The following is a 21982-nucleotide window of genomic DNA, read 5'->3' as shown; positions in this document are numbered from 1 at the left end:
AAAGACAGGTACGGCTACGCCGTACCCGCTTCAACTATTTTCGGACGATAACATTTAAAATATCAATAGTATGAGTGAGCAAATAACAGAAACAGCCGGGCAAGAGCCACAGCAAAGCACACAAACAAATCCACAGCAAACGCCTGAACAGCTTTCGGATGTTTTGCTGGTTATGGATAAGGAAAAAAAGACCATCCAAGCTGTTACAGGTGTAGATGAAAATGGCGAATTGAAAACCGTTGATGCCAACAAGAAAAATCAAAACGCATTTATGCGGGTAGATAAGAGCGGCGATTTCTTTTCCAACTTCTTCTCCAACTTCTGGCGACAGCTCAAAGACCCTACTCGTTTTTCATTTTTCAAAGTTCCGGCACAGGATGCAGTTGAAACAGCGCAGAAAATGCAGCAACAGGTGAATGCCCCTACCAAAGAAGGCGAGGCTATTATGGCAAAGCACGAAGTGAAAGAGCCAAAGGAACCACAACAAGAAAACAAAAAAGATATGGAAACAACACAAGCACCGCAGGCAAAGCCCGAAGCGACACAGGCAATGCCTCAAACAAACGACCATCGTTTTAAAGCAGATGATATTGATTGGAAAACGCTGGCGCAAATCGGTATAACCAAAGAACGGCTGGAAAAAGACAATACGCTGGAAATGCTGTTAAAGGGCTATAAGACCAATAAGGTATATCCTGTGAGCATCAATTTCGGTTCTGCCGTCATGCGTTCGGAAGCGAGGCTGGGACTTCAAAGCGGAGAAAACGGGATGCCTGTATTTGTGATGTATGGCGTTCGCCACGAACCCAACTTGCATACGCCTTTTTTCGGGCATGAATTTACCAAAGAGGATAAAGAGAACCTGCTCAAAACCGGGAACATGGGGCGTGTGGTGGAACTGACCTATCCCAAGACCGGAGAAAAAATACCGTCCATTATCAGCATTGATAAACTGACAAAGGAAGTTATCGCCTTGCGACAGGATTGGATAAAAGTTCCTGACGACATTGGAGGGGTAAAACTTAGTGCTGAACAAAAGCAAACTTTATACGAGGGCAAATCCATTTACATAGAGGGTATGGTTTCGCAGAAAGGGAAAACATTCAGCAGCGACATTCAATACAATGCCGATAAGCGTTTTCCTGAATACCTTTTTGAAAGAGGTTCAAATTACAAGCAATCTCAAAACCAGCAGCAGGCACAATCGCAGGACAATCCACGACTATACAGGGGCAAGGAATTTAACGATGAGCAATACAAAAAGCTCACGGAGGGCAAAACGATTTATGTTTCGGATTTCATGGATGGCAAAGGACAGCCTTACAAGGGCTACGTTACACTGAATGCCGAAACAGGCAAGTATGATTTCAATTTCAGAAACCCGGACAAACTAAAAGACAAGATTGTTCCGGCAGATACCCACAAAACGCAGGTAGCCGTCAATTCCGAAGGGAAAACCAACGAGGCTACCAAGAACATCAACGAGCCTTTAAAGTCCCAACAGAACGCTCCTATCAACAAACAGCAGCAGGAACAGCAGCAGCCACCGAAAGAAAATAAATCCAGAGGTGTAAGAAGGTAATCACTCAAAAGAAAAAGATATGAAAGCAATTATTGCAGAAAAACCAAGCGTAGCCCGTGAAATAGCAGCCTTGTTGGGAGCCACCGATAAAAAGGATGGCTACATAACAGGCAATGGCTATCAGGTTACGTGGGCATTCGGGCATTTGGTCGGACTGGCAATGCCGGAGGATTATGGGTTATCGGGCTTCCAAAGGGAAGCCCTGCCCATATTGCCCAATCCTTTTTTACTGACGGTACGGAAAGTAAGAAAGGAAAAGGCATACGTTCCCGATAGCGGAGCGGTAAAGCAATTGAAAGTTATTGAACAGGTTATTGGTCGTTCGGATAGCATTATCGTTGCTACCGATGCCGGACGTGAGGGCGAACTCATTTTCAGATACATTTATGAATACCTGAAATGCAGTAAACCCTTTCAACGTTTATGGATAAGTTCATTGACCGAAAAAGCCATTAAGCAGGGTTTCGACAATTTGAAACCCGGAAGCGATTTTGACGGGCTGTACCGTGCCGGACAAGGGCGAAGCCAAGCCGATTGGTTGGTGGGCATCAATGCTTCGCAGGCATTGAGTATTGCGGGGCATGGTGTGTATTCGCTGGGGCGCGTGCAAACACCCACGCTTGCGCTTATCTGTAAACGTTATTTGGAAAACAAAAACTTTACGGTCAAAAAGTATTGGCAGATACAGTTAGAACACCGCAAAGAGTTTACGGATTTTAAAAGCCTTTCCAAAACCAAATGGGAAGATAAAAAGCTGGCAGACGATACCCTCAAATCCATAGAGCGTGCCGGAACAGCTACCGTTACCACAGTAGAAACCAAAACCGTTGCAGAGCAACCTCCGTTGCTTTTCGATTTAACGGGACTGCAAAAGGAAGCGAACAAAAGACTGTTCTTAACTGCCGAAGAAACGCTGAACATTGCCCAAAGCCTGTACGAAAAGAAATTGATTACCTATCCACGTACCGGAAGCAAATACATTCCCGAAGATATTTGGGCTGAAATACCTGCTTTGGTAAGGTCGTTGGAAGCAAGGGCTTCCTGTAAAGAAGCGGTTGGGAAATTGAAATGGGGTCGTTTCAATAAACGCATCGTGAATGATGTAAAAGTAACCGACCATCACGGTCTGCTCATCACCGAAACTATTCCATCAACATTGCCTTTAAACGAAGAAGCTATCTACGATATGATTGCCCTGCGTTTGGTGGAAGCCTTATCACAAGCCTGTACCAAAGAAATAACAGACGTTATATTACAGGCGCTGCACTATGATTTTCTGGTGAAAGGCAGTAAAATTATTGAAGCAGGCTGGCGTGGTATCAAAAGAAACTTTAGTGATGAAGATAGCGAGCCAGTACAGGAGTTGCCGGAACTAAAAGCAGGCGATGACCTGAAAATTAAAACTGCCGAAGTGTTGGAGAAAAAGACGAAACCGCCCGTACTCTATACGGAAGCGGATTTGTTGTCTGCAATGGAAAATGCAGGAAAGGAAATAGCGAACGAAGATGAGCGTAAAGCACTGCAAGGTATCGGCATTGGTACACCAGCCACAAGAGCCGCCATTATAGAAACCCTTTTTAAAAGGGATTATATCAGGCGTGATAAAAAATCCCTCGTTCCCACAGAAAAGGGATTGCAGGTTTACGAAGCTGTAAAGGATAAAAGGATTGCCGATGTTGCCATGACTGCCGAATGGGAAATGGCTTTACAAAAGATTGAGAACAACGAAGCCGATGCAATGGGCTATCATCAATCAATGGAAGCCTATACTTCATCCATAACGCAGGAATTGTTGAGCATGAACATTGCAAGCCATAATCACCCTGAACTGACCTGCCCCAAATGCAAAGCCCGTAAACTGCTCATCCGGGATAAGGTTGTCAAATGCCCCGATGAGGCTTGCAACTGGCTTCAATTCCGTAACGTGTGCGGTGTACAATTGAGCATTGCCGAAATCGAAAACCTTGTGAACAAAGGAAAGACCAGCCTTATCCAAGGCATGAAAAGTAAGGCGGGTAAGAAATTCGATGCCTTTATCATACTGAAAGATAATGGCGAAAGTTCTTTTGAATTTGATAATACCACAAACAAAAAGAGATGAACAACGATATAATCATCAGTCAAAAGGATATAGAAAGCCTTATCTATACGGTGCGGGGCAAACAGGTCATGTTTGACAAAGACCTGGCTCAATTGTATCAGGTGGAAACCAAAATACTGAACAAAGCCGTGAAAAGAAATATTGAGCGTTTTCCTGAAACATTCTGTTTTCAATTAAACGATGAGGAAAGCGAAACTTTGAGGTTCCAAATTGGAACCTCAAACGCAGGACGTGGCGGACGGCGTTATTTGCCCTACGTGTTTACCGAACAAGGTGTAGCCATGTTGTCGGCAGTGTTGCGCAGCGATACAGCCGTAAAGGTGAGCATTGAGATAATGAATGCCTTTGTTGAAATGCGAAAACTATTACTGGATAATGCTGGGCTATTTTCCCGCATGGATAAAATCGAACTGAAACAGATTGAGGCAGACGGCAGGTTTGAGGAAATATTTAAAGCACTGGAAAGCGGCAAGCTACACAGCGAAAAAGGTGTTTTCTATGACGGGCAGATATTTGATGCCTATACCTTTGTTTCGGGCATTATCCGAAACGCACAAAGGTCTATTATCCTTATTGACAATTATGTGGACGATACGGTGCTTACGCTGCTGGGAAAGCGTGGGCAGACCGTATCAGCCACTATCTACACCAAAAGCATCAGCAATCAGTTACAACTCGATGTGCAACGCTACAACAGCCAATACCCAGCTATAAACGTTCATCCTTTTGTTCATGCCCATGACCGCTTTCTTATCATTGATGGAGCGGAGCTGTACCACATCGGGGCATCATTAAAGGATTTGGGTAAAAAATGGTTTGCTTTTTCGAGAATGGATATCGAGGTCAGCAAAATGCTTCAATTTTTAAATCATAGATTATAGAGGTATTTCATCTGCCGCATCAAGTCTGCCTTTTCTAAAGAATAAATAAATTCTATTCCTTATCTAAAATCTTCACAATATTATATAAGGTTCTTAGCTTAATCAAACCATATAAGACTAATTACGTAGCCATAGCTGTCTGAATAGTAACATTGCTCATACATCTGACGGTTGGCTCTATTGTCATCTGCTGGTGGATTAAACCAATCGTCCGCCGATAACGATTCAATGCTTGTAAATTTTCTATTTTCCATAGTGTAATATTCTCCTGCAACGCTCGTCTGCGGAATAATGTCGCCTATTTTGAATTTGAATTTCCAATTAGGAAAATCTACACTTTTCACAAACCACTGCGCAATATTGTCCTTTGACACAACGGCAAATACTTCGTGTGTGCCAACTTCACCAAATCGAATAAGAGTTGATAATACACTTGCTTGAAAACTTTCGGATAAACCAAGAATTGTGTCAATAGAAAATTTTCTGTTTCCCGTTATTCGTTTATATTCTGCGGAAAAGTTTTTGAACTTGTCCTTTGGCATAAGTAAACAACTTGCAAAATAGTCCGCTTCTAATTCGATTAGCGTTTTATGGTTGATGTTATGAAACGAAGCATGCGGTTCAAGCAAACCGTATTTTAAACCCAAGCGATGTTCATCCAAGAAAAAATGTCCAAGTTCGTGAGCAAGGGTAAATCGCCCACGTTTAGAATTTTGGTTGTTTCCGTTGTCAATGTTTATGTGAATGTGAAAGTCCTTGTTATCTGTATCATACAGCAACATTCCGTCAAAAGCGTCTTCGTAATTGTCATAATGAATAGGAACACTTTCAAACTTGGCAATCTCATCAAGCAAAGTAAGATTCTTGTCTGAAAACTCATTAGCAACATATTCTGCCAACTTACTTATTTGCATTTTCCGACCCGCCTGAATCATCTTTTTGTTTACTTTGATTTTTCTTGATTTTATCCATAATGTGTTTAGGTAAGCCATTACCATTGCGTGCCGCCATTCGATAAGGATTGATTTCTTCTTGTTTAATATCGGTAGGTTTTTCTACAATTTTAGTTTCTCTGAAAGTGCCATTAATGATTTTATCAGGGTCAATCTCTTTTCCCGTTAATCCGAAATCAACATCGCCATATAGCTTTTCAAAGCGTTCAAGCTCAACTTCGTTCCTCGGGAAGAGGAACCCAGTAGAAGATAACCACTCGGTTATGTTCTCTGGTGTAATATGTTTTTTATTTTGAGCCATAAATTTTTAAATGTGTGTTAACCGCCTCAATTGCTTGTTTCTTGTAAACACGAATACTGTTTTGCGTTAGGTCAAGTTCGTCTTGCAATTTTTTAGTTAAATGCCTTGGCAAATTATACCCGTCATTTGTTATTGATTCGTATTGTTTATATGTAAGATAAATTACCTTATGCTTTGGTGAAAGTTTGGAAAGTGCTTCATTTAAAAGTTCATATACTTTTTGTAATTGGGCTTTACGCTCTTTGCCCATTTCCATATTTTCTATATCAGGAAACTCTGTAATAATTTCTTCACTTCCTGTAAATGGATTTGGGTCTTCGGTCTCACTTCTTTTGTAGTCAGCTAAAAGTCGTTTAGCAATGCCAAAAAGATAAAAAATAATAGCCTTGTCATAGTCCTTTTGCTTTGATTTTGAAAGGTCAAACTTCGGGTACTTCCAAATACGGTTAAAAGCCTCATAGGCTAATTCAGTTGCAACCTGACTGTCATATCCCCAATTTTTACAAATAGGTGTAAGTTTCTTGAGAAGCTCTAATTGATACCGGAATGTAAATACCTTAAATGCTTCTTTAGCTATTTCTGCATAGTCAGATTCGTCCTTCCATTGGATATATTCCAAGAGGCTCTCCGTCGTTTCGTTATTTAAGTCCTGACTATTGCTCATTTTTTACTGCTACAAATTAACTACCAAAAACCGTTAGTAACGGTTTGGGTATTGAAGATGAACTTGTTACAAAGATAACCTATATAACGGTTTTTGTAGATAGGTTGAATAAATAAATTTTTAAACAATGTCAGAAAACAAAGACAAAAATCCGAAAGGCGAACACGGCAACCGTGTTTTAGGGCTTACCATAAACGGTAAGAAGTACGAATGGAATCAGCAATACATTACAGGTGCTGAAATCCGAAGATTAGGACATATCGCAAATGATGAAGAAATTTTTCTTGCGGTTAAAAAGCCTTGGGAAGATGAACCGATTCCCGATGATAAGCAAGTCAATCTTGCTCGTCCTGAAATTGAACACTTCTATTCAAAAGCGAAAGAAGTAATCATTGTGGTAAACGGCACACCGCACAAGTGGACAAAAGAAAAAATCAGCTTCAAAGAAGTGATTGTTCTTGCATTTGGGCAGTACATAGATAAGCCAACAATGGTTTATACCGTAGCTTACGAAGATGGCCCAAAACAAAACCCCGAAGGGTCAATGTTTGCGGGTCAGGAAGTTTTTGTTAAACATAAAATGATTTTCAATGCAACAGCAACTGATAAATCTTAATCCTGACTTAAATCGTCTGCAAGAAGAAGGCTACGACATAGAGGTAAAAGGCGGACACTTGGTTGTCCGCCAAATTCCCTATGCTACTTCTTCAAAAAGTGTAGCGTTAGGAACGTTGATTTGTGTATTAAACTATGCAAGTCCAACGAAAATTTCAACGCCACCCGACCACACGATTTCTTTTAATGGTGAAACGCCTTGTAATGTTAATGGGCAACCGCTTGACGCAATAATCAATAATTCCAATAGACAGCAACTAACAAACGAACTATTGGCTACGCATTATTTTTCAAGCAAACCGTTGTCAGGGAATTATCCGAACTATTACGAAAAAATCAGGACTTATGCAGAAATACTAAGTATCCACGCTAAAGCCATTGACAGTACAGTAACAACAAAACCACTTAAAAAAGCTTTAAATGAAAACAGAAGTAATGAATGATACAAACGTTTTTAAATATCCCGACACAAATTCTTCTCGTGCAGGAATTGAGTTTTTAAATCGCAAATTTGAGAATCAAAAAATTGCAATTATCGGCTTGGGCGGAACTGGTTCGTATATTCTTGACCAAGTTGCAAAAACTCCTGTTAAAGAAATACACATTTTTGATGCTGATGTTTTTCAACTTCACAACGCTTTTCGTTCGCCGGGTGCTGTTTCAAGTGAAAAGCTGGAAACAGAAAGCGGAATAAATAAAGTAGATTATTATCACGGAATTTATTCCAATATGCACGCAGGAATAAAAGCACATACGAAGTATATAACACTTGAAAATGTAAATGAATTAAAAGATTTCAGTTACGTCTTTATTAGCATCGACAAAAACGAAGTTCGCTACAATCTTACAAAAGCGTTTTTGAAAATGGGCGTTACATTTATTGATGTCGGCATTGGCGTGAACAAAGCTGATGATTGTCTGAATGGTGCTGTTCGTGTTACTATTGCTTCGTCTGAAAAAAACGACCATCTGGATTACCGAATAGGTTCGTCCGAAACGGATGCAAATGAATACGCAAACAATATTCAAATTGCGGACTTAAATTGTCTGAATGCAATGTTTGCAGTTGTGAAATGGAAAAAGCTAAGCGGATTTTATCAAGATATAAAAAACGAACACAATAATTTATTTTTAATCAACACAAATAAATTGCTAAATGAAGATAATCCAACATAAGTTCGTTGAGTACATTCCGAACAGCCCTGAACAAGATGTCCTTTACATCTCTGTTGAATATAGAACGGCTGTCCACTTGTGTGTCTGCGGTTGCGGAAACAAAGTTGTTACACCCCTGTCCCCAACAGATTGGGAACTTCGTTTTGACGGAAAAACCGTTTCGCTTTCTCCGTCTATTGGAAATTGGAATTTTGAATGTAAGTCACATTACTTTATTACGCGAAATAAAATCCGTCTCGCAAGGCGTTGGGATGATTGGGAAATTGAAGAAGGTCGTAAAGAAGATGCAGAAAACAAGAAGAGTTTTTTCAAAAAATTTAAACGGAAGAAAAAGAAGAGTTGACTTTTTAAAATTCCTTTCTTGTTTCATGCTCGGTTTATAGTTGAACTACTATCTAAATACGTACACCACCCAATTATATCCTTCCACTTGGTAATTCTTTTGCCATTCGTAAAAGCGATTCTCCCATAATCAATTTTTCTACCGCCAAACTCTGCCACCCAAAGCCAACTACTACCGCTTTAGGTGTGGCGGTTTATAGCCATAATACTTTAGCTACTCATTGAAAATTTTAAACAAAATCAATATGAGTACACAGCAAAAAGACCTCTCTTATTTTACGTTAAGGTTACAGGAATTATTAAATATCAGCTTCCCCGAAAAAGCGGACGACCAAAAGTTTATCGAGCAACGCTCCAAGTGGGCGGCAAATGCTTACGAGGGCGCATTCCGTTCGGGCAACCCCATTGAGGAATGCGACCAAATCGCAGATAATATACTCTTTGAGGGGCTTTACTATTCCAAGTTCGACACCGTTTTTCAAGTGGTGTGCAGTGAGTTTAACAGCATCATGCTGGATGAGGAACTGCGCCCGTTTGCTCTAAAGATGCTGCCTATCTGTGAACCCGTATTTGCCAAATATGTGCTGACGGATGACTTCGCCTATACCACCGACCACGACCTGCTTTATACGGAAATCACGGGAACCATAGCAATTCATATCGAAGACTATGGCATTTAATCAACGTGACCACCTGAAGCAGAATATCGAGGCGTTACGGGTCATGTTCAGGTTGGAAAAGGAAAAACGCCAAGCTACCGAAGCCGAACGGCAGCAGCTTTTACAGTACAGTGGTTTCGGGGGACTAAAATTCATTTTAAATCCCGCAGAGCATCCGACAGATATAAAGCAGTGGAAAGATTATGAGCGGAGGTATTTTGAGGAAACGCAGGAACTACACAGGGTACTGAAAGAAAATGCCGCAGACGAAAGGCAGTATAAACACTTTGTGGACAGTATGCGCAGTTCGGTACTTACAGCGTTTTATACTCCGCCCGAAATCATCAATACATTATCCGATGTATTCAAAGAAAATGGTATAGCCATTCAAAAATTTTTAGAGCCATCGGCAGGGATTGGCGGCTTTATCCAGTCTTTTACAGATAAAAACGTATCACAGATTACCGCTTATGAAAAAGACCTGCTAACGGGTAAAATCCTCAAACAGATTTACCCTGACAGAAATATCCGTATAAGCGGTTTTGAAGAAATACCCGAAAGGGAGCTGAACAGCTACGATGTGGTTGCCAGCAATATTCCATTTGGTACAAGTTCGGTCTTTGACCTTTCGTATTCACGGGGTAATGCCCCTGCAAGGGCGCAGGCAGCAAGGGGCATCCACAATTACTTTTTCTTAAAGGGAACGGACACGCTACGGGATGGCGGTGTTCTCGCTTTCATCACCTCGCAGGGCGTTTTGGATAGCCCAAGCAATAAGCCCATACGTGAGGCATTGATGAAAGAGCATAACCTTGTTTCGGTGGTACGGCTACCGAACAATCTTTTCATGGATTATGCCGGAACAGAAGTCGGCAGCGACCTTATCGTACTTCAAAAGAACATAGGTAAGCAAGGTTTTACGAAATTGGAAAAAGACTTTTGCGATACGCTGCTCACGAAGCACAACGACCACGTAAACGCTTTCGTTCATTATACCGCCCCCGTTGTATTTGATGAAATCATACAATCTACCGACCTCTACGGTAAACCTTATACCGTCTATACACATAGTGGCGGCGTAGCCGAAATTGCAAAAGAAGCAAAGAAAATACTGGATGGAGATTTTAAAGAGTATCTGAATATAAATCTTTACAAAGGGCTACCGCCCGATGAGCCTACGGTAGAGCCGGATGTTACCGTAACTCCTGACCCTACGCCCACGCAGCCGGCTACCGGCATAGAAAGGAGCGAAACGCCACAACCCACATTGTTCAATTTTACCAATACTGTGGCAGCACAACCCTCTATTAGCCGTGCGCAGCAAAGCGTTACAGCGATAGCCGATGCACCGCAAGTACGGGAAGAAGTGCAGTTAAGTTTGTTTGACCTCTTTAACAGTGCGCCACAAGCTGCCGTTCTCGCTCCACCGAAAAGAGTTAGGAGAAGGACAACTGTTACCAAGAAAAAGGCGGGCAATCGCCCGCATCAGCCGGGCTTGTTTGATTATATACCCCTGCGTAATCCCAAAGAAGAAACACCGAAGCCCCCAACCGTACCACGTACAAACAGACAAGCACCCGTGATAGGCGATTTGTTTTCATCCGTTGGTATCAACAGCCGTGGTGAAATAGAAAAAATATCCAAAGATAAACCTGCTGTTTCTGCCAATGACAAGGTACTTCCTGAACCTGCCCCGTACTCCGGTGAACTGCAATCATTCCACCGGGATGATTGCCTTGTGATGGATAATGGTTTTGTAGGGCATTTGAGGGAGGTGGATTTATCCAATGGTACGGCGGTCTTTCACCCGCTATCCTTGCCAGCCAATCAGAAAGCAAGAGCCGAAGCGTACATAGGGTTGCGGGATGTTTATCAGGAACTATACAATCAGGAAGCGCAGCACCATAGCGAATATAAACAGGAACGGGAAACGCTGAACCGCCTGTATGATGATTTTCTAAAGAAATATGGCAACCTGAACAGTGCCGACAATATCAAATTGATAAAGACCGACACCGCAGGAAAGGAAGTACCCTATTTGGAGCGTGTTGTGGGTGGTGTAGTGCATAAAGCTGATATATTCCACAAGCCTGTAAGTTTTTCAACGGCAACGCTTGCAACGGATAACCCGGACGAAGCGTTGGCGGCATCGCTCAACAAGTACGGCAGGGTTGACTTGGGCTATATGTCGGAGATTAGCGGGATGTCCGGCGAGGATTTAAAAGATGTGCTGCATGGCCGTATCTTTTACAGTCCTGTACAAAAGGAATACGAGATTGCCGAAAAATGGGTTTCGGGCAACGTAGTTGAAAAAGCCGAAGATGTGCAGGCGTACCTTGCCGGGCAACCGGATGACAAGGAAGCTGCCGCAAGCCTTAAAGCCCTCGAAGAAGCAAAGCCCCGCAGGATTGAGTTTGAGGAACTCGATTTTAACCTCGGCGAACGCTGGATACCTACGGGTATCTACAACCGTTTCGCTTCACACCTGTTCGATACGGATATACGCATCAATTATTCTGAAAGTTCCGATGATTTTTCCATCCATTGCGACCTTAAGAATATCCATATTACCGAAAAGTACGCTATCAAGTCTGAAAGCCGGACGTTTGACGGCGTTACCCTGCTGAAACACGCCCTTGTCAACACTACGCCTGACATTACCAAAAAGGTAATCATAGATGACAGGGAAGTAAAGGTGCGGGACATGGAAGCCATACAAATGGCTAACAGCAAAATTGACGAGATACGCAGGGAGTTTTCGGACTGGCTCTTTGCGCAGAAGGATGAGTTTAAGCAAAGGTTAACCGACAAATACAACGATACCTTTAACTGTTTTGTACGCCCGCAGTATGACGGTAGCCATCAGGAGTTTCCGGGGCTTGACCGCAAGGCGTTAGGTATCGAAGACCTGTACCCCAGCCAAAAGGATGCCGTTTGGATGATTAAGATGAACGGCGGTGCTATCTGCGACCACGAAGTCGGTGCAGGTAAAACGCTCATCATGTGTACGGCAGCACAGGAAATGAAGCGTTTGGGGCTGGCACATAAACCGATTATTATCGGGTTAAAAGCCAATGTGCACGAGATAGCGGAAACCTACCGCAAAGCCTATCCCCACGCCAAAATATTATATCCCGGCAAGGAAGATTTTACCCCGCAGAAACGCCTGCGCATATTCGGGGATATTAAAAACAACGATTGGGATTGTATCATCTTAACGCACGACCAATTCGGGATGATACCGCAATCGCCCGAAATGCAAAAGCAGATTTTAGAAGCAGAACTGGAAAGCGTGGAAGATAATCTTGCCGCTTTGAAAGCGCAGGGAAAAGAGGTTTCAAGGGGGATGCTCAAAGGGGTCATTATCCGTAAGGAAAATTTAGAGGTTAAATTAAAAACACTGGAGCATGACATCGAAAACCGTAAGGATGATGTTGTGGACTTTAAAATGATGGGCATTGACCACATTTTTGTGGACGAAAGCCACCGTTTTAAAAACCTCATGTTCAATACAAGGCATGAGCGTGTAGCGGGTTTGGGCAATATGGCTGGTAGCCAAAAGGCGTTAAACCTGCTGTTTGCCCTCCGCACCATTCAGGAGCGCACAGGCAAAGACCTGGGCGCAACGTTCCTTTCGGGTACGACTATCAGTAATTCGCTCACAGAACTGTATTTACTCTTTAAATACCTGCGCCCGCAAGCAATGGAAAAACAGGGCATCAACTGTTTTGATGCGTGGGCAGCCATATACGCACGTAAGACTACTGATTATGAATTTTCGGTAGCGAACAATATCGTATCAAAAGAGCGTTTCCGCTTCTTTATCAAAGTGCCGGAACTGGCGCAGTTCTATTCGGAAATTACGGACTACCGGACGGCAAAGGATATTGGTATAGACCGTCCCGAAAAAAACGAGATACTGTACCATATCCCACCCACGCCGGAGCAGGAGGTTTTCATTCAAAAGCTAATGGAGTTTGCCAAAACGGGCAATGCTGAACTTTTGGGCAGACCTCCGCTAAGTGAAAGCGAAGAAAAAGCGAAGATGCTGATTGCGACAGACTACGCCCGTAAGATGTCGCTGGATATGCGGATGATTAGCCGGGCTTATGAAGACCACCCGGACAATAAAGCCTCGCACTGTGCGGCTAATATTGCCCAATACTACAATAAATACAATGCGCAGAAAGGAACGCAGTTCGTTTTCTCCGACCTCGGTACTTACAAGCCGGGGGAATGGAATATATACTCGGAAATCAAGCGCAAGCTGGTGAAAGACCACGGCATCCCTGCGCACGAGATACGGTTTATTCAGGAGGCTAAGAATGAAAAGCAGCGCAAGGAACTTATCAGGGATGTTAACGAGGGAAAAATACGAGTGCTGTTCGGTTCTACCGAAATGCTCGGCACGGGCGTAAATGCACAAAAACGGGCGGTTGCCGTTCACCATTTGGATATACCGTGGCGACCGTCTGACCTTGCCCAACGGGACGGCAGGGCTATCCGCAAAGGCAATGACATTGCCAAATTCTTTGCCGATAACAAAGTGGATATTTTCATCTACGCTGTTCAAAAATCGCTGGATAGCTACAAGTTCAATACGATGTACAATAAGCAAGTATTTATTGAGCAATTAAAGAGCAACAGCCTCGGCAAACGTACCATTGATGAGGGTGGCATGGACGAAAAAACGGGCATGAACTTCTCGGAATATGTGGCGATACTATCAGGCAATACCGACCTTTTGGAAAAAGCGAAACTGGAAAAGCAGATTGCCGGGCTGGAAAGCGAACGGCAGGCCCACAACCGTTCCAAATCTACTTCCAAATACAAGCTGGAAGATACCATTGCCTCACTGGAAAGTACGCAGGCACGGTTTGACCGTATGAGCCTCGACTGGCAAAACCTGCAACAGCGCATACAGAAAAACAAAGACGGGGAAATACTCAACCCGGTGCAGCTTACAGGGCTGCCGCCCAATGCCGATGTAAAACAAATTGGGGCGAAACTCAACCAGCTTTCCGAAAAAGCCCGTACCGCAGGGCAGTATGAGGAAATCGGTACGCTGTACGGCTTTACGTTATTGGTCAAAACCGAACTTTCGGAAAAGGACAGCACTACGCTCGAAAGGGATAACCGTTTCTTTGTTCAGGGCGAGGGCAATATCAAATACACGTTCAATAACGGTAAGATGGCGACCGATGCAAAAACAGCATCGCTCAATTTTCTGAATGCGCTCCAAAAAATACCCGGCATCTTAGAGCAGGAACAAAAGAAACTTGACGGGCTGCAAAAAGACCTCCCTGTTCTTCAGGAGGTGGTAAACGGTACATGGAAGAAAGAGCAAGCTTTGAGCGACCTTAAAACGGAACTGGCGGCGGTTGAAAGGAAAATACAATTATCCATAAAGCCGGAAGCCGATACAGAAGCGGTACAGCCCGAAAAAGCCGAAAAACAAAGTCAGCATAATTCTGAAACAATTGTACGGGTTAAAGGTATTCATCTGCCAAGAGGGGTTTTATAATACGGATGGGATGGATAAAAAGCAAACGGGGATCTGCAAGTCCCCGTTTACTTTTTTATCTCTATTGGGTAATATTATTTCTCATCTTGTTCGTCCATCTTCTTTAAAAGTCCATCCCGTAATTCATCGAGAAATTTTGTACGGTTTATTTTTCGGGTTCTCAATTCCAAATAGGTTTGATAAAAATTACCTAACTCAACATCAAACGCACTTTCAAAATATTGGGCTATTATTCTTATATCGCTGTTCCCATTGTCAAAGACACCCTGATAATGCAGCGCATAGATTAGTTCAATCATTGCAACTTTACTACCTGTCCAATTCAATTTTTCTGTGGATGCCGAATTACTGTCTTGGGTTTTGCTGTACAGTTGACCTTCGATATAAACCTGTATCAAGTCGTTGGCAATTATCTTAGCAACCTTATAATCATGGGAAGTGGAAAAGGTTTGGTCTGATTGGAAGTAGTAGGTGTCCAGCCACAGTTTTATATCGTGCTTGCCACGTACAAAAAAATTTTCATCAAGAAAAGAATTATTGCTACGATAATACTTATAGAAATCAAGATTATTATCAAAGAACCTTTTGAGTTTTTTCAGTTCTTTGTTAAGGTATTTTCTTATCGGCTTTGCTCCGTAAGGTTTCCGTGCCTCAATTTTGTAGATAGCATTGTGGTAAATCAGCTTTGCTATAATGGCTGGTTTCTGATATTTGAAAAAGTGTATTTCTTCCTGCACATTTTTAAACCCCGTCTTCAATACATATTCTTTCAATTCAGAGGTCTTATGTAAAATAAGTTCAACTGCTTTTTCAGAGGAAGCTAAAACATTGCCTTGCTCGTATGTCAATTCTTTTATTTCTTCTTCTAACTCCTCCATGATTTTTGTATAAAATCCCGTCATTGACTTTCACTTTAGATATTAAGACTTAATTATTCTATATATGCGGTTCAAATTTTCAGTTATCCCATTGTACCTTTTTCACAGTTATTAGCTCCGGAAAGATTATTAGCTATCATTAAACATTTACACCAAACAGATGCCCCACCAATGCAGACAAGCCCATTGCAATTGTTCCCCAGATAGCAATTCTTACAATAGCTTTACCGATGCCCGCACCGCCTGTTTTTGCCGATACTATTCCCAACAAAATGAGAAAGACAAGCGTAAAACAGTAGAGCCAGTATTCCATCCCCACAATGGGAGCCAGCAGCGTTACTGCTAAAGGCAATATTCCGCCTGCCGTGAAAGATGCCCCTGAAGCCAGTGCCGCCTGCATGGGGTTTGCCTTGCTGATTTCGTTAATCCCCAACTCATCCCTAACATGGGCAGCCAAAGCATCTTTTTCCATCAGTTCCTTAGCTACCTGCATGGCGGTTTCTTTTTTCAGTCCACGCCTTTCATAGATTTCTGCCAATATGTTGCGTTCTGTTTCCGGCATATCACGGAGTTCTTTTGCTTCCCTTTCTATGTCGGCTTTTTCAATATCAGTCTGTGAACTTACAGACACGTATTCGCCTGCCGCCATTGACAAGGCTCCGGCAACAAGCGAGGCAATAGTAGCCAGCAATACCGGTTCTCTTGTTGTGCTTGCTGCCGCTATTCCAATAGCCAGACTGGACACGGATATAATACCGTCATTGGCTCCCAGCACCGCGGCTCTAAGCCAGTTGCTACGATTGATGTAATGGTTGTTCCAATAGTTGTCAATCGTAATTTCATTTACCTCTTCCTTTTTGTTTTTCATCGCTTTTGAATTTTTGTCAATTACTATTTTCGTTTAAACAATTTATAAACCTCAAACCACAGAACGGAAACCGATGCAATAAGAGTAGCTATGCTCAATTCTTTTAGCCTCAAACCTGTAACCTTGAAGAAGTCGGACAACGGCGGGTAATACAGTATCGCTAAAAGAAGTACTAAGGTTGAGCCATTGATGACCACAAACAGGGCATTACGATTTTTGAAACTCTCAAACAGGCTGTAATAGAATGAACGGTTGGTCAAGCTCAACAGAATGTTTGCGAAAATCAACGTAGTAAAAACCATTGCCCTTGTCTGCTGCTCACCACCACCGGTCTGCACCGTATATCGGTACGTGAACAATATGCCTGCCGTTATTACCAGTCCCTGAACAATACTTATTCCAAGCTCTTTCCAGTTCAGGAATGTGTCAGTCATTTTTCTTGGTTTTTGCAACATTGCATTTTTTTCCATTGGCTCATTTTCATACACAATGGAACAGGTTGGTCCCATGACCAACTCTAAAAAGATAACGTGTACCGGCGTGAATATCTGTGGAAATGTCCAGCCCAAAAACAAGGGTAAAGACACTGTAAGGATAATGGGAATATGAATGGAAATGATGTATTGAACGGCTTTTTTGATATTAGTGTAAATTCTTCTTCCCGCCGCTATTCCCGTAATCAGCTTGTCCAAATCATCGTTGATGATAACTAAAGAAGCAGCGGCTTTCGCAATCTCAGTTTCTTTGCTACCCATTGCCACACCGATATTTGCGGCTTTCAATGCTGGTGCATCGTTCACACCATCACCCACCATAGCCACAACTTCACCCTTTTGTTTTAAGGCATTTACCGCAGTCAGTTTCACATCGGGGTACATTCTTGCAAACAGCACTTTTTCCTCTACTGCTTCCAATAGTTGCTCCCCGGAATATGCCATAATTTCCGTTCCTTCCACGGCATTGTCGGCATTGACAATACCTGCCTGTACCGCAATACTTTTTGCAGTGTCGGCATTGTCGCCCGTAATTATCTTTACTTTAATCCCGGCATCGTATATATGCTGAAATACACAGCGAATGCCTTCTTTAGGTGGGTCATAAAATACTACCAAGCCCAAAAACTCAAACTGAAAATCCTGTTGTCTTTCAGGAAAGGTATTACCTTCAAAATGTGATTTTGCTACACCCAAAACACGAAATCCTTGTTCCCCAAACCCTGTTATCAACCCGCGAATTTTACTTTTTTCGTTTTCAGGAAGTGTGGACACCTGAAGAATGGCTTCCGGCGCACCTTTTGCCGCAACAATCCGGTGTTGCTTCGTATCTTGGAAAATATGCGTCATCATAGGCGGTTTGCCGTCCAAAGGATATTCGTGGAACAAGGTAAAGTAGCCTCTATGGTCGTCCTTTTGTGTCTGTCCATATATTTGGTGCAGGGTCTTCTCCATCGGGTCAAAGGGTACTGGCTCGCTGCTCCACATGGCATAGTTTATCAACTCCGAAAGTGAGGTATCGTTAAAGTCCTGCTCATCAAAAATTTTGTCCGAACGGTAATCATACAGATGTTTCAGGTGCATCGTGTTTTCTGTAATCGTCCCGGTTTTGTCGGTACAAATAACAGTCGTGCTACCGAGTGTTTCAACCACGCTGCTCCGTTTAACGATGATGCCCTCACGCATCAGCTTCCATGCGCCCAATGCCATAAATGTGGTAAACGCTACCGGGATTTCTTCAGGCAAGACAGACATTGCCAGAGTAAGCCCGTTAAGCAGACTTTCGAGCAGGTTTCGGGTATGGTAATAATTGACAACACAAACCAACAGGAAAATGACAATACCAATCACCGCCATTGTTTTGACAAACTTCCTGATTTGAAGCTGCAAAGGCGATGCAGCCTCTTTTATATCAGATAAAGACGTGCCTATTTTTCCAAGACGGGTTTCCCTGCCGATTTTTTCCACTTCAAAAACAGCCAGTCCCGACACTGCAACCGTTCCGCTGTACACTCTGTTATCATCGCTTTCGCTGCTTTTGAAAACCGACAGGCTTTCACCTGTCAGAGATGCCTCGTTCACCGAAAAATCATTGCTGTGGACTATCTTTCCGTCTGCATTAATCATTTTCCCTTCTTCCGTAATACACAGGTCGCCTACTGTAATTTCTTGGGTAGGGATTTGTACTACTTTGCCATTTCGGACAACAGTACTTAAAGGCTCGTTGAGCTTTTCCAACGCTTCCAATGCTTTTTTGCTCCGGTTGTCCTGATAGAATGAAACAGCCGAAACCGCAACGATGGCAACAAACATGAACAATGCCTCTCCATAATTGCCAATAATTAAGTAAATAACAGAAATGGCAAACAGCAGGATAAGCATTGGTTCTTTCAGTATGTTCAAAAGCAGTTCCAGCCAACCGCTTTTGTGGGTGGCATCAATACGGTTGTAACCGTGCTTCTTTCTTGAAGCGGTAACTTCACTGTCGCTAAGACCTTTGAAATGGTAGGGAATATTATAGGACATAGTTAATTAAATATGGATTATAAATTATACTGATTATCTTCATTGCTATTGACGTAATCTTATCATTGAGCCGTTTGTCACATTCATCAATGTTATTTGAATTTTAAATTCAGTGAAATAATATTAGCGTTCATTTTTGTTGACCTGTAATAATGCCCGTAGCGCAGTTCAAGCGTGTTCAGTTGCTTGATGCCAAATACGCCGCCCGGCGGTGTGAAATGAATACCTGCACCTATGAATTGGCTGGTAAACTTTGACAGGTCATAATTGCTGGTATAATAGTCTTCGCCTGCCTGATGGGTTTGGTAGCCTGCAAAATATTTGGCGGCACTTTGTTGGTAATACCTGTAAAAAGGGCTTACGGAGAAGAAAGGCGATATTTTTACGGGGACTTCCAGTTCGGCGGTATGGGCATGGACACCCCAATTGTCCGTATAATAACGATAATAGCCACGCAGGATAAAACGGTCGCCTATAAAATAGCTTCCCCTAAAACCGATTGGCAGCTTAAACCTGTTACTCGGCAGTTGTTCCTGATGCACGCTGCCGTCCGTAAAATAAACCCTGTGGAAAGGCAGGCTCAAATAGCCGTGCTGCTGTACCACATCGGCAAGAAACATCACCTGCAACCGCTCATTGATAATCTGTGAATAGGAGAATGAACCAGCGAACGTGTTTCGTGATGCTGTTGGGTAATGCTCGTGTTCACGGGTCTGCGATGCCCGCAGCTCTATGGGAGTTACCAAACTTACCTGGTCGAGATATACCTGCAGCTTGGCGGTAAACTCGCCCATACGGTTTTTGGTTTTCTGTGCAAACATAACATTGCCACCAAGGGAAAGGTAGTCAAACTCTTTGGAGGCTGATACACCTGCTCCGATAGTTGAACCTTTGGCTTCATTTTCCATTGTCCAGCCAAGCGATGGGTAAATCCTTGTGTCGGCATGTGATGCGGAACTGTTGGCTTTCAGGTCAATCATATCCGATGATGCCGAGGTATAGTGGTCAATACCTACGTCCAGCAGGTAGCTGTGCTTGCGGTTTTTCCTGTCATGCCGGATGAGCTTCACGTCAATCGAGTTGGAAATGTCCGTCAGTTTCTCGGAGCCGATGCCCCCGGTTACGGCGGCGTTATTCCCGTCCTGATGGTAGTAACTGGATACGAGGTTTACCTCCTCCACTTTTAGTTTACGGGCAGTGTAGCCAGTGTCGGGAAGACTGCTCTGTGCGTAGGAATGCAGCATTGCCATAAGTGCGGCTGCGGTGAGATATATTCTTTTCATTTTATTTCTTGTTTTGAATAATTAGTTACAGCCGCAGCCACCGCCGCTTTTTCCTGCATTTGCACCGGAAGCTCCTTCCCGGTAGGACTGGAAATTGAGTTCTGTTTTTTCGATTTTGCGGTTGCCCAACACCATTTCGGCATCGTTGAGCCTGTTTTTCTGGTATTCCTTTACCGTAGTGCAGGAAGAACACAGCGCAAGTGCCGACAGGCTTATGCCGCACAGGGACAGTTTGAGATTATGGAACTTTTTCATTTTAAATGTATGTTTTGGGATGAGTAAACTTTGTTGTTGTCGTCTATGATAATGCAGGCTAAGTTGTCTATCTGGTTGACCATATCCAGCCCAGCCCTGACACCCATAATCGTAACGGGAGTTGCCATTGCATCGGCTATTTCCGCATTGGGGCATATTATCGTTACGCTTTTGATACCTGTCACCGGAAGCCCGGTCTTGGGGTTGATGGTATGCGAATATTTTTTGTCCCCGATAATGACATATTTCTCGTAATTGCCTGATGTGGCAATTGCCATGTTACTGATGTTAAGGTAGGAAAATGGTCGCCCTGCGTGGTCGGGGTCGGCAATTCCAATCGTCCACGGTTTCCCGTCTGCCTGATTTCCCCAAGTGCTGATGTCACCGGAAGCGTTCACTACACCGTTTGCTACCCCTTGTTGCAGCAACAATCGTTTAGCCATTTCAGCGGCGTAGCCTTTGCCGATACCACCAAAGCCGATACGCATACCAACTTCCTTTAAAAACACGGTACATTCGTTGCCGTCCAGCAGCACGTTGCGGTAATTGATAAGCCGAACCATTTCTTTAGCTGTTTCTGCATCCGGCAGGCTGGTCATATTCCGGTCAAAATTCCAGAGGCGTTTGTCCACCGAGCCGTAGGTAATATCAAAAGCACCGTCTGTAACGGCACTGATGCGCAGGCTACGCTCAATCAGCCCGAACGTTTCCCGGCTTACCTGTACGGGTTGTACACCCGCATTGGCATTGATACGGTTGGTTTCGCTGTCTTCACTGAAAGTTGTGAGCAGTTGTTCTATCCGTCTGATTTCGTCGATAGCAACATCTATCCTTTCTTCTGCCCACAATTTATCTTCACCTACAACGGTAACTTCAAAAGCATTGCCCATCAGCTTTTCTCCTCTACGAAATTCCTGTAATCTATTCATTCCGGTATTTTTTGTCGTAAACGGTAACGATTTCCTTTATCCAGTCCTCAACGGCTTCATCAGGCATACCGCTCCATGTTTTGAGCGGCGTTCCGTTTTCATCCAGCAACAGGGTGTAAGGGAATGCCCCCTGCGGATTGTATTTGTCTGCCAGTGCCTCGTTTTGTTTTTTGATGTTGCCGTCCAACTGGTTTTTCCTGTTTCGGGGAAAATCGGCATTTACCAGTACCAATAGGCTGTCAGCGGTCTTTTTAAACTCCGGGTTTTCAAAAAAAGACTTGTGCATTCTAATACAGGGTACGCACCAGTCGGAACCCGAAAAGCTCAACAGGATGAGCTTGTGGGTTTGTTTCGCTTCGTTTTGAGCTTGCTGAAAAACGGTTTGCCCGTGTGCCATTGCCAGCGAAAAAAGCAGGACAGTGGAAAAAGTTATCTTTTTCATTTTTTCTTGT

General features: G+C 43.2%; 19 protein-coding genes. 9 read left to right on the top strand and 10 right to left on the bottom strand.

Annotation, left to right across the window (positions count from 1 at the left end):
* The first annotated feature begins 70 nt into the window (after nucleotides 1-70).
* From BLV62_RS20015 to BLV62_RS20005, 3 genes are read left to right on the top strand one after another with little or no spacing between them, the layout of a single operon-like run.
* Complete coding sequence (locus BLV62_RS20015; RefSeq protein WP_051347783.1) at nucleotides 71-1582, top strand: DUF3945 domain-containing protein; 1512 nt, start codon at nucleotides 71-73, stop codon at nucleotides 1580-1582.
* Between the two features lie 19 nt (nucleotides 1583-1601).
* A complete protein-coding gene (locus BLV62_RS20010) occupies nucleotides 1602-3683 on the top strand; it encodes a type IA DNA topoisomerase (RefSeq protein WP_026773238.1) in 2082 nt (693 codons plus the stop codon).
* A complete protein-coding gene (locus BLV62_RS20005; RefSeq protein ID WP_089763705.1) occupies nucleotides 3680-4564 on the top strand; it encodes an ORF6N domain-containing protein in 885 nt (294 codons plus the stop codon). Before BLV62_RS20010 ends, BLV62_RS20005 begins: the two co-directional genes overlap by 4 nt.
* A gap of 98 nt (nucleotides 4565-4662) precedes the next feature.
* Here the strand turns inward: BLV62_RS20005 and BLV62_RS20000 are convergent, their stop codons facing one another.
* From BLV62_RS20000 to BLV62_RS19995, 3 genes are read right to left on the bottom strand one after another with little or no spacing between them, the layout of a single operon-like run.
* On the bottom strand, nucleotides 4663-5463 hold the full coding sequence (locus BLV62_RS20000) for an ImmA/IrrE family metallo-endopeptidase (RefSeq protein ID WP_168927861.1): 801 nt from the start codon (nucleotides 5461-5463) through the stop codon (nucleotides 4663-4665).
* A gap of 1 nt (nucleotide 5464) precedes the next feature.
* Nucleotides 5465-5818: a hypothetical protein gene (locus BLV62_RS28165; RefSeq protein ID WP_051347781.1), complete on the bottom strand. Its 354-nt coding sequence runs from the start codon at nucleotides 5816-5818 to the stop codon at nucleotides 5465-5467.
* A complete protein-coding gene (locus BLV62_RS19995) occupies nucleotides 5805-6482 on the bottom strand; it encodes a sigma-70 RNA polymerase sigma factor region 4 domain-containing protein (RefSeq protein WP_026773237.1) in 678 nt (225 codons plus the stop codon). Before BLV62_RS19995 ends, BLV62_RS28165 begins: the two co-directional genes overlap by 14 nt.
* Nucleotides 6483-6609: 127 nt before the next feature.
* Here BLV62_RS19995 and BLV62_RS19990 point away from each other — a divergent pair, with 127 nt between their 5' ends.
* The 6 genes from BLV62_RS19990 to BLV62_RS19970 all read left to right on the top strand — a co-directional run bounded on the left by BLV62_RS19990 (nucleotide 6610) and on the right by BLV62_RS19970 (nucleotide 14798).
* Nucleotides 6610-7098, top strand: coding sequence for a multiubiquitin domain-containing protein (locus BLV62_RS19990; RefSeq protein ID WP_051347780.1), 489 nt, complete (start codon nucleotides 6610-6612; stop codon nucleotides 7096-7098).
* Nucleotides 7073-7540 (top strand): DUF6791 domain-containing protein, encoded by a 468-nt coding sequence (locus tag BLV62_RS28630; protein ID WP_051347779.1) that lies wholly within the window; start codon nucleotides 7073-7075, stop codon nucleotides 7538-7540. Before BLV62_RS19990 ends, BLV62_RS28630 begins: the two co-directional genes overlap by 26 nt.
* Complete coding sequence (locus tag BLV62_RS28625; RefSeq protein ID WP_211117785.1) at nucleotides 7518-8273, top strand: ThiF family adenylyltransferase; 756 nt, start codon at nucleotides 7518-7520, stop codon at nucleotides 8271-8273. Before BLV62_RS28630 ends, BLV62_RS28625 begins: the two co-directional genes overlap by 23 nt.
* Nucleotides 8254-8616, top strand: coding sequence for a ubiquitination-like system serine protease family protein (locus BLV62_RS19980; RefSeq protein WP_026773236.1), 363 nt, complete (start codon nucleotides 8254-8256; stop codon nucleotides 8614-8616). Before BLV62_RS28625 ends, BLV62_RS19980 begins: the two co-directional genes overlap by 20 nt.
* Nucleotides 8617-8860: 244 nt before the next feature.
* A complete protein-coding gene (locus tag BLV62_RS19975) occupies nucleotides 8861-9295 on the top strand; it encodes a DUF1896 domain-containing protein (RefSeq protein ID WP_026773235.1) in 435 nt (144 codons plus the stop codon).
* Nucleotides 9285-14798, top strand: a complete 5514-nt coding sequence (locus BLV62_RS19970) for an N-6 DNA methylase (RefSeq protein ID WP_026773234.1) — start codon at nucleotides 9285-9287, stop codon at nucleotides 14796-14798. The genes BLV62_RS19975 and BLV62_RS19970 overlap by 11 nt, the downstream gene beginning before the upstream one ends.
* 74 nt (nucleotides 14799-14872) lie before the next feature.
* Here the strand turns inward: BLV62_RS19970 and BLV62_RS19965 are convergent, their stop codons facing one another.
* The 7 genes from BLV62_RS19965 to BLV62_RS19935 all read right to left on the bottom strand — a co-directional run bounded on the left by BLV62_RS19965 (nucleotide 14873) and on the right by BLV62_RS19935 (nucleotide 21972).
* A complete protein-coding gene (locus BLV62_RS19965) occupies nucleotides 14873-15676 on the bottom strand; it encodes an RteC domain-containing protein (protein ID WP_258522440.1) in 804 nt (267 codons plus the stop codon).
* A 139-nt stretch (nucleotides 15677-15815) separates the two neighbouring features.
* A complete protein-coding gene (locus BLV62_RS19960) occupies nucleotides 15816-16544 on the bottom strand; it encodes a VIT1/CCC1 transporter family protein (protein WP_026773232.1) in 729 nt (242 codons plus the stop codon).
* A gap of 23 nt (nucleotides 16545-16567) precedes the next feature.
* On the bottom strand, nucleotides 16568-19063 hold the full coding sequence (locus tag BLV62_RS19955; protein WP_026773231.1) for a cation-translocating P-type ATPase: 2496 nt from the start codon (nucleotides 19061-19063) through the stop codon (nucleotides 16568-16570).
* Between the two features lie 92 nt (nucleotides 19064-19155).
* Nucleotides 19156-20346 (bottom strand): DUF3570 domain-containing protein, encoded by a 1191-nt coding sequence (locus BLV62_RS19950; RefSeq protein ID WP_026773230.1) that lies wholly within the window; start codon nucleotides 20344-20346, stop codon nucleotides 19156-19158.
* 21 nt (nucleotides 20347-20367) lie between these two features.
* Entirely contained in the window at nucleotides 20368-20601 is a 234-nt protein-coding gene (locus tag BLV62_RS19945) for a DUF4266 domain-containing protein (protein ID WP_026773229.1), read from the bottom strand.
* Entirely contained in the window at nucleotides 20598-21530 is a 933-nt protein-coding gene (locus tag BLV62_RS19940) for an FAD:protein FMN transferase (protein WP_026773228.1), read from the bottom strand. Before BLV62_RS19940 ends, BLV62_RS19945 begins: the two co-directional genes overlap by 4 nt.
* Entirely contained in the window at nucleotides 21523-21972 is a 450-nt protein-coding gene (locus tag BLV62_RS19935) for a thioredoxin family protein (protein WP_026773227.1), read from the bottom strand. Before BLV62_RS19935 ends, BLV62_RS19940 begins: the two co-directional genes overlap by 8 nt.
* Nucleotides 21973-21982: the final 10 nt, after the last annotated feature.

This window comes from Chitinophaga terrae (ex Kim and Jung 2007) (assembly GCF_900107795.1).
Classification (GTDB): domain Bacteria; phylum Bacteroidota; class Bacteroidia; order Chitinophagales; family Chitinophagaceae; genus Chitinophaga; species Chitinophaga terrae.
The sequence above is the reverse complement of the archived record's forward strand: the minus strand, read 5'-3'. Positions and strand labels throughout refer to the sequence as shown.